A 13629-nucleotide genomic window follows, 5' to 3' on the forward strand; every position below is an offset into this window, starting at 1 on the left:
TGCTAAACCATGGTTGAAATGCTTGAGCACTTTACGAAATTAACAGAAATCGATTGTTCTAGCTTTATAGATGGCTTGTATTCTTCCTTACAAAACTTTATGATATAGTGTCTTTATACAAAAAAATTTTAGAAAGGTTAGAATAGGATATGGATAAAGATACTTACCGATCAGAAATTCAATTATCTCTCCATATAAGAGTGCGTAAAGCTTTAGAAAACCCAGATATTTCGATTGAAGAGAAGAAACAATTTATAAAAGTTATACGCCCTGAACATCGAGAATTTTTCATTAAAACCCTTTCTGAAGAAACACAAAAGCTTTTTAATATTCCATAATTTAATTACAGAAAGGGGAAATATAAATTTGCTACATGTATTGATTGATGAAAAAGATGAAACAGCATGGTACCCCAATTATTTAAGTGGGCTTAAGAAAGGATTAGAGGCTGCAAAGGTCCCATTTGTTTTCTCTAGTCAAATACCAGATAATCCTGATGACGCTGTCTTGATTACTCGATATACACTTTTTGACCTCTTTAGAGATATTACTTTAAGCCCTAGGAGTATTTATATACAAGAACACGATGTCTGGAATCCATTTACAAATGTACTGGACCAAAAATCGCTGTGGATTTTCAAGCATCCGTCTTTAAAAGCTATTTTCTATACAAATCCAAGTATGGTTCCATGGGGGAAGCGCTGTTTGCAACCAGGCTCCCCAGTCGAAGTAATTGCCGCTGGGTTTCCCTACGATCATGACTACGTCAATGATACTATAAGATCAATAGATCCATCACACAAAAAAGAAAAACTAGTTGTTTTCCCAGGAAGAATGAACGAATTTTATCAACCCTACCTTTCTTTCCGTATGGCTGTAGAATTCAAGGAATTAGGTTATCGGGTTGTAATAGCATCGCCTGTTAATCCTTTGTCTCATTATCCAGTCGAACTATGGAGAGAAGCAGGGATCGAGGTTGGTCGCCTTCCTCATAAGGATTATTATGAGCTATTGTCACGAGCAAGTGCAGCGGTCTCGGTCACAATCGGGGGAAGCTTAACACTAGCATTATATGAGGCTCACTTACTAGGCGCTACACCCATTGCGCCAAAAGGAAGGAATGACCTCCCACCATTCACTGAAATGTATAACCCAAGATACGACCTACTAAATCCAAGAGAGGCCATCGATATGGTTGAAAGCAGGGTAAAGGTGGAGATCGACTCCAAGTGGTTCAGTATAGAAGAGTACACAAATAAAATACTGAAGACTATATATCCAAGCGAACCTTTGATTCTTGTCTGAATGGCTCCCCACCAACAAAGAAACTTATTCATTACTGAAGAAACGACATTGTTCCAAAGTAAATACTTCACGAATGAAGAAAATAAGTTTTACGGTTAAAGTAGCAAAGCGCTACCACCTAAGAACAGGAAGTTAGCGCTTTGCCAAAATTCAATTTACAACTCCCTTGATAGCCTAGCGAACCACGCCTCAAAGTCCTTTCGATTTCTTCTGCTCAAATCAATTTCAATTTCATTATAATTCATCTTTATTTTGTAAGCACCTAAAACAGAGAAGCTAGGAAAAGCCGCACTAATATATTTGAAATTAATTAAACTTGATTGGTTAGCTGCATATATATGTTCTGTACACTGTGCTTGTATATCGGTTAAGGGGGTAGAGGTTTCAATTTCTCCTACCTTATCTTCTACAAACACCTTGACCTTATGCACACCTTTCATTTTTTGGGCATAAATAAACTTGTTCTCATTGATGAATATAGTCCTATAATTACTTTTTAGTTGGATTATTCTTCCTGGTGGCGTTTTAGTATACGCATTGTCTTTTTCAATGATAGACTTGGCTTTTTCAACAGCGATTTGAAGACGTTCAAACGTAACAGGTTTACTCACAAAGTCAATACAATTCATTTCAAGTCCTGCGAGAACCAAGTTATAGTCTTGGGTACCAGAAACCATAATAAGATATGGATTTATTCCCTTATCTAAAATCCTTTTGTATGCCGATATTCCATCAGTATCAGATAATCCAATGTCGAGAAAAACGAGATCCGGATCATATTTTTGACAATCTTCTACAAACCAATCTCCCGAACCCGAAGAACCCAATACTTTAAGATCTAATCGTTTTGCATATATTTCGAGCTTCTCTCGATCAATTACCTGGTCTTCTGCAATCACGACTGAGAGTTCTCTATTCATAAAGCAACCCCCTCCTTTAAAGGCAGAATAATGTGGAATTTGATTATATTCATATCAGAATCAACCTTAATATCGCCGCGATACTTTTGGATTAGATTATGAATAATAGCTAACCCTAATCCTTGATGCCCCTCAGTTTTCGAACTATAACCGGCTTTGAAAAATTGGGTTCGCTGATTCTGATCTATCTCTCTTTGGATGGGATTTGTCACAGCGAAATGAAATTTCTTTCCCTCAACCGAACACTTACATTCAATCCAGCGATTGTCACCTTCAAACTTCTCAACTTCATCAAAAGCATTGTCAATCAAATTTCCAATAATCCTCACAATATCTACAGACATCGACCCCGAAATAGTGTAGTTGATACTCTCAAAATCATGTATGAATTGAATTCTTCTATTCATTGCTGAAACCATCTTAGCTTGGATAATTGCCGCGATCTCAGGCTGTCCAATACTGATGACATCATTCATTAAGTCAATCTCCCCTATAAAAGAGTTTGTAAATTTCTTCAATTCTTCGAACCTTCCAGTTTCAACAAGAGAATGAATGACACTCACATGGTTTAGAAAGTCATGACGTTGGCCGCGAATATTTAAAAACATTTGGTTGACTTCTTCGGTATAGGTTTTCGATGTTTGTTGGACGGCTTTATCTTTGGATTTGCCGATCCAGCGAATTAAAAAGAGTAATAAACCCAATGCAAGAATTGAACCAAGGATAATAATCGAAATCAGAGTTGTAAATTGATGATTAAGACTATTTAAAATAAATTCGTAATCGGATACGATGGCTAAAACATAGGTGTCTTGTTTTTGCATTGCATCTTCATTAGTGCCCCTAACATCATTCAGCATCGTTGTATGTATCGGAATAAAGGTCTTTGTTACGTTCTTCCCATTAATAAATGCTCGATAAGATTTAGCCGTTTTCGTTTTTAGCGTCTCTTGGACGTAACTTGCATCTTTTGGTAAGTCAACAAAGTTATAAGAGCCAAAGAAATAGGGACGAAAAACGAGCGGTGTAAGATCGCCGGCTGGGATTTTGTATGTCTTGGGGTCTTTTCCAAAAGTAGCTGGATTAATCCCTGTAATTTCTAGTAGAGAAGGGTCTTGCTTCAAAGTATTCTGAATAATTGCATCCATGCCTGTGCCCTTTAGATATTTCTTATAATCCGCATCCCCTACATAGGGATCGATGATATAATCCGTTGTACCATCGAAATAATAACCCCATTTGTAAATCGTTTTGGTATCAGAAGCTGCAACTTCATAAGGACCCGACCAATAATTTGGGAGTTTCTGTCCCCAGTTAAGCGAAACATTTTTATCGTCAAATAATTGCTTGAAAGCAATATACCATTCTCCCCATCCCTTAGTACTCATCCCTATTTCTTTGGTGTCCGTTGATTTCGACACAATAATGTCGTCCGGAGTCTTCGTCATCAAAGAGATTTCATCTAAATGGAGATCCGTTTTTAGCTTCTGCAGGTCCTCTTCTTTTACATCCTTCAAGTGAGGAGGTAATGCGTATTTGATAACAATAGAAGCTGTTCGTAGCTCTTCACCGATTTTGTCTTCATACTGTTTTGCTCCGAGCCGCGACTGTTCGATACTGCTTTGTATTTGATTTGCGGTAGTTGTGACTTCTTTTTCACTATTTTTTTCAAGTGCATTCTTTAATACATAATAAAAGAAAGCATTATTTGCAATGATGATAATAATTGCGATTATGGAAATCATCATCATTCTTGTGTTTTTCTCCACATTTGTTCCCCCATCTTTATCGAAAAAATCGATTTTTGGCGTTGCAACAATAATTCTTAAAATCTGACTATTGACGGCATGAATTCATCATATTTCGACGAATTATTTACCAAATAGGCTCAATTTTTGTCCAGATAGGAAAACTGTAACTATTGACCTACTGTAGAGAGTTATAATCGTACTAACTGAATTTCTTAGCTGAATTATATCAAATTAATTCCTTAATATTAACGGTATTACGTTGATTTTTATGATTTCAATTGGAGGAGAGAAATTGGAATATCCATGCATCGAGCTGAAGCGAGAAGAGCTTGAGCGATTAGTAGCGTTGAGAGCATTTAACTTTTCTGATCCTGCAGTTATAGCCCTTTCTCAGGAATTAGATGATCTGCTCAATAAAATACAAAAGCAAATCGAATCATTATCCCGATGAAAGTTAAAAATGGGTAACGGTGAAGAATCGATTATTTACTTGCAGGATATAGCATTTCTAGTTTGACTCGCCTCTTACCGATTACAGGAGAGCGGAAATTAGAGGCGTGGATGAAGGAGGCCCAATCATGAGCCGCAAACACGAAATCAAAACAGTTCGTCGCGGAGCAAAGATGCTTGAGCAATCCGGACACCAGCGCGAATCATACGCCGTTGAAAGTGTCATTTCCGATGCGGAAATACTGAACCGCCGGAGCAGCGAAATATCCTATCTCAAGAAAGGCGATCATGTAGTTATGCACACTTGCATGGAAGCGAGTAATCCGAAGTACATGGGGAAAATCTGGACTTGCAAATCAGATGCCTTTCTCCAAAAAGGTCATGACTACTGTTCAATATTCTTGGAAGGATTCAGCGGTTCATTTTCAGCACAATATTTGCAAAAAGTTGACCTGGAGAAACTGTCTTCTCACATCGTTGGTTCGGATTACAAGGAGATCTAAGAGGCATTCTCCGGCGGCGGCTTCGCCGAAAACAAAAAGGCCCTGTCCGCATCCTGTGCGAACAAGGCCGTAAAACTAGTCCATCTCGTAAATGGAGCCCGATTTGCTTGCGAACAGCTCCGCGTATACTTTTTCCGCGTAGGCGTCCGTCATTCCCGAGACATAATCCGCGATAAAACGCGGCCATGTCCATTGATCTTTATGCCGCTCGTAGCTGTCCATCCAATCCGGCGGAATGATCCATTGGCCTTTCTCCGGATCTTTGAAGCTGTTCCACAAGCTTTCCACGATGATCTCGCTGCGCTTTTGCAGGCGTTGGACACGGAAATCTTTGATCAGCGTCACCCAGGCGAGCTTTTTCACAATTTCCATCGTCCTGAGCAAATCCATATCTTCCGCTCCGTCTTTGACGAGCGTCACCTTTTTCCAACTTTTATCGGGGTCGTCCAAAATGTCCAGGCGGTTCGCAAAGCTGCTCACCCAGCGCGCCTTCATCTCTCTGCGGGTTCTCGACTCCTCGCGGTGGCACTCGATAAAAATTTGCTGCCACTGCTCCAGGTAATCGGACAGCACTTTGCGCACCATGGTCTCGATATCGACCTGTTCCCAGCCGAATTTCTTGCTGTTGGGATCGCTGACGATCTCCAGCACCAGATGCTTGATCAGCCGCTGATCTTCGAAAAAGGTCGCGTTCATCTGAATTTTTCCGGCGCGGATGCCGTCTTCGATGTCGTGCGTGGAATAGGCGATGTCATCGCAAAGATCCATGAGCTGGGCTTCCAGCGTGGAGCAGCCTGCCGGCATCTGCCACTGCTCCCTGAGCTCGCGAATGACTTCCCATTCCGACGCGTACACGCCTTTGATCCGCCCTTCTTCTTCCAGCAAAAAAGGGTATTTGTTAATGCCGAGCAGGACGGCTGACGTCAAATCGAGGCCGCTGTCGCTGCCCGCTCTTTTTTCCAAAAACATCAAAATGCGGAAATTTTGCGCGTTGCCTTCATACTTGAGCCCATGTTCGCTGAGCAAAATATGATTCAGCACTTCTTCCCCTTTATGTCCGAACGGCGGATGCCCGAAATCGTGAGCAAGCGATGCGCACTCCACGACGGTCGGATCAATGACTAATCCGGGATGCTCCTGCTGTTTCAGAAAAGGATTCGTCCGCTCCAGCCGTTTCGCCACTTCTCTGGCGATTTGCGCCACTTCCAGCGAGTGGGTAAGCCTTGTTCGGTAATAGTCGCCGGAACCGGCGCCGAACACCTGCGACTTCCCCTGCAGCCTGCGAAAAGCCGGCGATTGAATCAGCCGCGCGTAATCCCGTTCGAATTCGTCCCGTTCTTCGCTCACTTTAGAGGAAGCCGCTTCTCCAGGCCGAAGCTTTCTAAGGTTCATCATAAGCGTTCCTCCAAATCTTCGATGCAGCTGATATATATATATTGCTGTCAAAAGCTTTCTATATGTTTCGTAATTCAGAATACTATATTCAATTGCGGTGCAACAAGTCATACACGCCTGCCAAAGCAAAAAAAGGGAATGCCGCACAAGGCCTTTGTCACCCGTGCATACACTCCCCCTGAGAGCCCGATTATTTCAACAATGAGAGAAATTCGGAGCGAAGCGTCGCATCCGTGCGGAATGAACCGCGCACCGCGGAAGTCACGGTCTGGCTGCCGTATTTTTTCACGCCTCTGGAGCACATGCACATATGCTCGCCTTCAACGACGACCATAACGCCGTGGGGCTTCAGCACATCGTCCAAAATGTCGGCGATTTCGGAAGTAATCCGCTCCTGCACCTGCAGCTTGCGGGTGACGACATCGACCAGACGGGCGAACTTGCTCAGTCCCGCCACTTTGCCGCTCGGCAAATAGCCGACATGCACCTTGCCGAAAAACGGCGCCATATGGTGCTCACATTGGCTGTAGTAGATGATGTCCTTGATGATCACCAGCTCTTCGTGCTGCTCGTCAAACGTTACGCCCAGCACATCGCTTGGATTGGCGTCGTAGCCCGCGAATATTTCTTCATACATGCGGGTTACCCTTGCCGGCGTGTCCAGCAGCCCCTCCCGGTCGACGTCTTCGCCGATCAGGCGCAAAATTTCTCTGACATGATGCTCGATGAGCTCGCGGTTTTCGGCGACTCTTGTATTTCTGTATTCGATGGATGCCACGATTCGTTCGCTCCTTTTTCTCTACTTCATAAAAGCCTGAATCAGCTTGATGCTGTCCCGCATCGCGGCGCCGTCTTTATGCGCTTTGGTCAGCAGCAGTCCGCCCTGCAGCAGCGATACGATCGGCAGCACAAGCTCGGACGGCTGCATGCCCTGCAGCTTCAGCTCTCCCCGCCGGCAGCTTTCCTGCAAGCATGCTTCCACCATCTCTTCCAGCTCGTTAAAAAAACGGCTGAGCGGTTTTCGCAGCTCTTCCGAGCGGTCGCTCAACTCCAGGGACAAATTGCCGAAAAAGCAGCCTCTGCGGCACTCATGCTCCTCGCAGAAGGCCAGCATCCGCTCGAACAACGCCATGACGCGCTGCTTGGGCGATAGCTGCGGGTTGCCGAGGCTCGGCTCCATCACCGATTCCCGCATGTGCTGCACCTTGCGCTCGATCACTTTAACGCCAAGCTCTTCCTTGCTTTTGAAATGGTAATAAAAATTGCTCTTGCATACCCCGCTGCTGGACAGAATCTCTTCCAAACCGGTAGCCCGAAAACCGTTGTCATGAAACAGGTCCATGGCCGCTTCCAAAATTCTGTCTTTATTGTTCGCCATGAAATATGCCACCTTTTGATAGTACTGGTACGTCCTAGTCACACCGGACGGCAAACGGAAGGGCCGCCTTGAAATCCGTTCATACGGTCATCGGAAGCCCTCCCGGCATTCCATGAGATTATTTCCACTTTTGGTTCTTCATCATGTTCTGAACTTTCGTCATTTGCTGCTTATTCATGTTGTAGCCCATTTGTTTGGCCATCTTTTGCAGCATTTCCGGATTGCTCTGCATCGATTCGATCTGCTTTCTCAAGTAAAACACGCCGATGAAAAAGCCCCCTGCCAATCCGGCAATCAGCGTCAGAATCGGGATGATGATATTCCACATACATGTGCCCCCTGCTTGTACAAAAATAGGATTCCCTTATTTGCTCATCATAGCATTTCTGCTCATTCGTTTACAAATGGACGGCGCGATTTTACGAGAGCACCTGCTCGATAAATACGGTGGTATGCTTCGCCAGATCCATTTCCTTGACCTCGAATTCTTTCTCGCCCGCTTCCTGCTTGATGATTCTGATAACCGGGCGGCTCGGCAGGCCCCTGTGCTGGCCGACGACAACGCCGGATTCCCGCGTAGACAGCCGCACCGACGTGCCTGTCGGATACACGGAAACGATCCTCAAAAAGTGGATCAGCACATCGCGGTCCAGCTTCGTTCCGGCGAGCGCCATCATATGTTCGCATGCTTCGTGAGGCTGCATTTTGCGCCCTGTGGACGTATCGAAGAGCAAATTATCGTACATGTTGGCCACAGCGGTAATTTTCGCATAGAGGTGAATATGGTCGGCTTCAAGCCCTCTCGGGAGACCTGTGCCGAGCAGGTCTTCATGATGCTGGAAAGCAACGTGCGCGATCAGCAGGCTGAACTCACGCTTGTTTTTGAGCAGCTCGAAGCCGCGCCAGGTGTGATGCTTTTTCAAATCCGCCGAATCGTCGTCGCAAATCGCCTCGATTTTTCCGACATCGTGCAGCAGCGCTCCGATCGCCAGCTCTTTCAGCTGCATCGCGTTCAATCCCATGTTGATGCCGATCAGTACGGACATCATGCAGACGTTACTCGCATGTACGTACATCGTGTTATCTTCGGTGCGAATATCGGATAACTGAACGAGCACATCCTTGTTCTTCATCACTTCTTCCAGCAGTGTATCGATGCTGATGCTCATAGAACGGGTGCTGAACTCTTTGCCCGAACGAATGGCGTTGAACGTCTCTCCCATCTGTTTCATGACGGCCCGCTTCGTCTCATCCGAAATGATCTCGGGAATTTCCACATCTTCCATCAGCGGATCTTTGATATAGATCATGGAAACTCCGATCCGGTTCAGCGTATTGATCATGAATACGGTCAACTGCACGCCTTCCGAAAGCAGAATAGCCCCGTTGCTGGAAAAAATCGTCCGTCCCAAATATTGCCCTGGCTCTACGGAATCCAATTGCACGTACTTCATATCGTTCACTCCATGATAGTCGTATTGTGGTTCAGTCGCTACTTCCGAATCCCTTCCAGTTCGAGCAGGTTCACTTTGATATCCAGCCCTCCGCCGTATCCGACAAGCTGGCCGTCCGCCCCGATAATGCGGTGGCAGGGAACGATGACGGGCACCGGATTGCGGTTGTTGGCTCCGCCCACCGCTCTGACCGCTTTGGGGGAACCGATCGCCTCGGCTATATCTTTATAGGAAGCCGTCCGGCCGTACGAGACGGCGAGGAGTGCATTCCACACCCGTTTTTGAAACTCCGTTCCGCGCAGATCCAACTTGTAATCGAACGACGTCCGTTCTTTGCGAAAATACTCTTCAAGCTGCTCCGCTACCGGCTTCAAAGCCTCTTCATCCTCAACCAGCTCATAGGAGCCGAACCAGCGGTTCGCCCAATCCATGATCCTCGTCCGGTTGTCCCCGAACGTGCCGAATTCGATCAAACACAGCCCCTGCTCGCCGGAAACAAGCACCAAAGGCCCGATTGGGGCCGTTATTTCAAAGTACGTCAAAACGGCTGCCGTTTGCATGAAGCTGTCTCCTTCCCATGTATATCCATCTGTCTTGCTGCTTTAATTCTCTAAGCCTATCATATCCGAAATCGCGAGAACGTGCAGTGACATATTGTAGCATTGGCTCTTACCAAGCCACCTGGGGCGGAAAATAAAAACAAGCCAGGGATCGCCGAGGCTTGTTTTGTCGATGTGCGGGCCGCGGTGGACGCAAGCCCGATAGGCGTGGCCGCGGCGGACGCGAGCCCGGCGACGCGGACCGGCTGGACCGCGGCGGGCACGGCCTACGGCCTGGCCGTGGCATGGCCGTGGCATGGCCGAGCCGGGCGTCACGGCCCGCTGCCGCCGGGCCGCGCCGGCGCGGCCTGCGCTTTTTCGAGCTCGCGGATGACGGCGGGCTCCCGCTCTTCGTCCAGCGCCCGGCCGAGCGCGGCGCCCGCTTCTTCCCCGCCGATCCGCCCAAGCGCCCATGCGGCGGTCGCGCGAATCTCCGGGCGCGGATCGGCGCGCAGCAGCTCGGACAAAACCGGCACGGCCGTCTTGTCCTTAAAATTGCCGAGCGCGATAATCGCATTGCGCTGGATCGGCTTTTTCCCCCGCCAGGACGAAGCGCTCTGCCCGTACTTTTCTTTGAACTCCTTATTGCCCATCGTCAATAGAGGAATAAGCAGCGGCTTGACCTTCTCCGGATCGGGCTGCAGCTCAGGCTGGTGCGTCCAGTTCTTGCCCTTGTTTTTCGGGCACACGATCTGGCACGTATCGCAGCCGTACAAGCGGTTGCCGATTTTCAGCTTGAATTCGTCCTCCACGTACCCTTTGGTCTGCGTGACGAACGAAATGCAGCGGCTGGAATTCAGCTGCCCCGGCCCGACCAGCGCACCGGTCGGACAAGCGTCGATGCAGATCGTGCAGTCTCCACACTGATCCATGATAGACGTATCCGGCGGAAAAGGGATATTGGTGATGATTTCCCCCAAATATACCCACGATCCCCATTCGGGAGTAATGACGGCGCAGTTTTTGCCGCTCCAGCCTATGCCCGCCCGCTCGGCGACAGCCCGGTCGGACAGAGCCCCCGTATCGACCATGCTTTGCATTCTGGCCCCGTCGACACGCTCGGCGATGAACGCCTCCAGCTTCCCAAGACGGTCGCGCAGCACATGATGATAGTCGACGCCCCACGAGGAGCGCGAGATGATTCCCCGGTAAGCGCCGGGCTCCGAACGCGGAGGATCGGACAGCTTGGACGGGTAAGCGATTGCAATCGAGATCATCGACTGCGGCTCCTTCAGACTCAGCTCGGGGCGCACCCGCTTCTCGATATCCGGCTCCTCGAAGCCGGACTCAAACCCCTGCTCCCTGTGCCGGAGCAAAATCTCTTTCAACTCGTCGAACGGCGCCGCGGTCGTGAAACCGATTTTATCAATGCCCAGCGACGGCCCCGCCGCGACGATCTCCTGTTTTAGCCTAAGCCAATCCTCCCGTGTGCCCGCATGTATGGAAACGCTCATCCTGCTCACCTCCCGCTGACGCAAGCTCCCCTACAGTCCGGACATTTCGTCAAAAGGCCACAGCACCCATTCCGCGCGCCCTTCGATCAGGCTGACCGGGACCGTGCCGAATCTGCGGCTGTCGGAGCTGGCCTGCCTGTGGCGATTGTCGCCCATGACGAATACGCTGCCTTCCGGCACCTCCGTGAGGCCAAAATCGCCGTCATCCAGCATCGTATCGGTATACGGCTCCGCAACCATGCCGCCGTTAACATACAAATAACCATCTCGGCCTTCAATTCGGTCCCCGGCCACGGCGACGACTCTTTTCACAAGCAGCGGATGCTTTTGCTGCCCATGACCTGCTCCGGGCTCGTGCAAAATGACGATCTCGCCCCGATGAGGCGCCCGGATATAAGCAATCGCCTTATTTACAAAAAGCCATTCCCCCTCCTGCAGCGTCGGCTCCATAGAGCTTCCTTTGACCGTCGAAAGATTAAACCCGAACTTGTGAACCAAAATGACGACAAGCAGCGCGACGAGCATCGATTTGGTCCAATCCCACAGCTCGTGGCTCAAGCTTTTGCTTTCCGTTTGCCCAGCCGTGCCGGATACGATCTTGTTCCTTTCATTTCTTTGCAGAAAGAAACTCAAACTACGCCCCTCCGTTCTTCCGCTTTTCCCAAGTTTCAAAATAGCGCATGACCACGTCGTCCTGAAAAGGCGGCTTCCCGCCGCGGGCTATTTCCAATAATGAGGAAAGCCCGGCCTGTACCTTCTCCTGAACCAACGGGGAGTAATGGTAATTCGTTTTGTGAAGCTCGTATTCTTCCTGATCCACGACATGAACCGCCCCCCCCGGCATGCGGATGACATCCAGATCGTAATCGATATAAGTTATAATATTCCCCGACACGTAAGGAGGAGATGCAATATTGCAATAATATCGGATACCGCTGTCTTCAAGCAGCGCCACGACATTGAACCACCGCTTCGGGATAAAAAAAGATACCCCCGGAACCCGGCTGACCCATTCCTTGCCGTCCGCCTCTTGAATCTTGGTCTGGCTGTTGATAAAAACCATCATGGCCTCCTTGCGATGATCCGGGTGGAGCACGCCATCAGGCACGAGCCAATTCGTGAGCCACATTCGGTGAAGGTGCCCATCGTGTTTGAAGCTTTTAATTACGTATGGTGTAAATTCCATGTCACAATGCCCCTCTGCTCATCCAGCCAAAATGATTCCGATATTATATAGAAAAGCATATCTTACCCCCAATTGCAACGGCGGACAAGATATGCTCCAAAGTTCGAACTTATTGATCTGTATATTTCTGCGCTACGGTCAACAACTGACCTTCTTCAAAATGCTCAGGCGATGAACCGCCCGGGAAAAATCCGACGTGCTGTAGCCCGCCGATTCGTACACAGGCAGCACCATTTCATTGTGCGCATCGACAGTTACCATAATTTTGTTAACTTTCCGTTGGAGGAACCGCTGCTTCATCGCTTCGATCAAAGCTTTGCCGATGCCTTTACGTTGATATTCACTAGCAACCGCGATTCTATAGTAGTAGCCGTTGTTGTTATCAATGGTGCCGATAATTACGCCTAAAATCTGCCCTTCCTCTTCAGCGATCAAGACAAGTTCAGTATCCCAAGATAGCTGGCGTGCAAATGCTTCCATCGTTTCCTCGTAACAGATTTCCGACAAAACATCTTCCAAGAGTTCAGTGACCGATGAAGAATCTGCAAGCTGAAATGAACGAACGTGCATACGGTTCTCTCCCAATTCCAAAATTTTTTTGTACCGAAAATTTTTTTGGTAACGTCAATAATACGACAAAAAAATGCGAAATCCTGCTGAAACGGTGAAAAAACTCACAAAAACTTAAAGTTTTTTGTGCTTTTTTGCTGAAATCGCTTTATTTTAAGCGCTTTCAAGGAAATTGTAGGACTTTTTTACTGCTATCGCCCAAAAATGAGAATAGTCCTGCCGGAAATCCAGCGCAAATTTCAGCTGCGAATACCGCAGATCAGGGGCACCGTTACCGCCGCAGGACCGATTATAGACAAACCAGTACCTAGGAGTCTGTCCGATGAACCACGTAGAAGGTATATATAAGCAAAATGACAGTCATTATGCAGCGTGAGCGGCAATATTTGCAGTCATGATTCACCCGGTATGCACAAAAGTAACTCCATCGGACAGACTCCCGACACTCGCCAAAACCTGCGAAAGTTGGAATGCTGAAAAAGTCCCGACTCGCTACTGGGGTCGTATAACAGACAAACCTACACCCTGCGCCCGGCAAAACCTGCGAAAGTGCAGGTTTTTTCCGTCAAAGCGGCTCGTTTTGGCAAAAAGCCTGCAATTGTACAGGAATTTTCGCTGAAAGTGACCCTGAGCCCGTGTCCCCGCTGAAAAGCCTGCACTTTTG

The 13629-nt window shown here is 47.7% G+C and carries 16 protein-coding genes; 4 read left to right on the top strand and 12 right to left on the bottom strand.

Translation table 11 applies throughout. From position 1 onward, the window contains the following. The first annotated feature begins 149 nt into the window (after positions 1-149). Positions 150-338 (top strand): hypothetical protein, encoded by a 189-nt coding sequence (locus tag AC0LWT_RS31895; protein WP_474685324.1) that lies wholly within the window; start codon positions 150-152, stop codon positions 336-338. A gap of 28 nt (positions 339-366) precedes the next feature. Beyond that, a complete protein-coding gene (locus tag AC0LWT_RS31900; RefSeq protein WP_474685325.1) occupies positions 367-1305 on the top strand; it encodes a hypothetical protein in 939 nt (312 codons plus the stop codon). Between the two features lie 155 nt (positions 1306-1460). On the opposite strand, the gene AC0LWT_RS31905 is transcribed toward AC0LWT_RS31900, so the two are convergent. Both AC0LWT_RS31905 and AC0LWT_RS31910 read right to left on the bottom strand, forming a co-directional pair. Then, a complete protein-coding gene (locus AC0LWT_RS31905) occupies positions 1461-2225 on the bottom strand; it encodes a LytR/AlgR family response regulator transcription factor (protein ID WP_474685326.1) in 765 nt (254 codons plus the stop codon). Further along, a complete protein-coding gene (locus AC0LWT_RS31910; protein WP_474685327.1) occupies positions 2222-3994 on the bottom strand; it encodes a sensor histidine kinase in 1773 nt (590 codons plus the stop codon). The genes AC0LWT_RS31905 and AC0LWT_RS31910 overlap by 4 nt, the downstream gene beginning before the upstream one ends. Before the next feature lie 250 nt (positions 3995-4244). Between AC0LWT_RS31910 and AC0LWT_RS31915 the strand changes: the two genes are divergently transcribed. Together AC0LWT_RS31915 and AC0LWT_RS31920 are read left to right on the top strand one after the other, a co-directional pair. Then, positions 4245-4427 (top strand): Spo0E family sporulation regulatory protein-aspartic acid phosphatase, encoded by a 183-nt coding sequence (locus AC0LWT_RS31915; protein WP_474685328.1) that lies wholly within the window; start codon positions 4245-4247, stop codon positions 4425-4427. Between the two features lie 127 nt (positions 4428-4554). Beyond that, a complete protein-coding gene (locus AC0LWT_RS31920; protein ID WP_474685329.1) occupies positions 4555-4929 on the top strand; it encodes a hypothetical protein in 375 nt (124 codons plus the stop codon). Positions 4930-5004: 75 nt separating this feature from the next. Here AC0LWT_RS31920 and AC0LWT_RS31925 read toward each other — a convergent pair whose 3' ends face one another. The 10 genes from AC0LWT_RS31925 to AC0LWT_RS31970 all read right to left on the bottom strand — a co-directional run bounded on the left by AC0LWT_RS31925 (position 5005) and on the right by AC0LWT_RS31970 (position 12965). Next, positions 5005-6321 carry a deoxyguanosinetriphosphate triphosphohydrolase family protein gene (locus AC0LWT_RS31925; protein WP_474685356.1) on the bottom strand — a complete coding sequence of 439 codons (1317 nt, stop codon included), beginning with the start codon at positions 6319-6321 and terminating at the stop codon, positions 5005-5007. A gap of 193 nt (positions 6322-6514) precedes the next feature. Further along, complete coding sequence (gene folE, locus AC0LWT_RS31930) at positions 6515-7102, bottom strand: GTP cyclohydrolase I FolE (protein WP_474685330.1); 588 nt, start codon at positions 7100-7102, stop codon at positions 6515-6517. A 21-nt stretch (positions 7103-7123) separates the two neighbouring features. Continuing rightward, positions 7124-7702: a TetR/AcrR family transcriptional regulator gene (locus tag AC0LWT_RS31935; RefSeq protein ID WP_474685331.1), complete on the bottom strand. Its 579-nt coding sequence runs from the start codon at positions 7700-7702 to the stop codon at positions 7124-7126. Between the two features lie 118 nt (positions 7703-7820). Next, on the bottom strand, positions 7821-8030 hold the full coding sequence (locus AC0LWT_RS31940; protein WP_474685332.1) for a YneF family protein: 210 nt from the start codon (positions 8028-8030) through the stop codon (positions 7821-7823). Positions 8031-8121: 91 nt separating this feature from the next. Beyond that, positions 8122-9156 (bottom strand): HD-GYP domain-containing protein, encoded by a 1035-nt coding sequence (locus tag AC0LWT_RS31945; protein ID WP_474685333.1) that lies wholly within the window; start codon positions 9154-9156, stop codon positions 8122-8124. Positions 9157-9194: 38 nt separating this feature from the next. Next, positions 9195-9716, bottom strand: a complete 522-nt coding sequence (locus tag AC0LWT_RS31950; RefSeq protein WP_474685334.1) for a methylated-DNA--[protein]-cysteine S-methyltransferase — start codon at positions 9714-9716, stop codon at positions 9195-9197. Positions 9717-10027: 311 nt separating this feature from the next. Continuing rightward, positions 10028-11209 (bottom strand): tRNA epoxyqueuosine(34) reductase QueG, encoded by a 1182-nt coding sequence (gene queG, locus AC0LWT_RS31955; RefSeq protein WP_474685335.1) that lies wholly within the window; start codon positions 11207-11209, stop codon positions 10028-10030. 30 nt (positions 11210-11239) lie between these two features. Continuing rightward, the gene (gene lepB, locus AC0LWT_RS31960; protein ID WP_474685336.1) at positions 11240-11842 is read right to left on the bottom strand and encodes a signal peptidase I; all 603 of its coding nucleotides are present in this window, start codon (positions 11840-11842) and stop codon (positions 11240-11242) included. Position 11843: 1 nt separating this feature from the next. Further along, positions 11844-12395: a DUF402 domain-containing protein gene (locus AC0LWT_RS31965; protein ID WP_474685337.1), complete on the bottom strand. Its 552-nt coding sequence runs from the start codon at positions 12393-12395 to the stop codon at positions 11844-11846. A 138-nt stretch (positions 12396-12533) separates the two neighbouring features. Next, on the bottom strand, positions 12534-12965 hold the full coding sequence (locus AC0LWT_RS31970) for a GNAT family N-acetyltransferase (RefSeq protein WP_474685338.1): 432 nt from the start codon (positions 12963-12965) through the stop codon (positions 12534-12536). Between the last annotated feature and the right edge of the window lie 664 nt (positions 12966-13629).

The sequence above is a fragment of the Paenibacillus sp. sgz302164 genome, assembly GCF_056120505.1.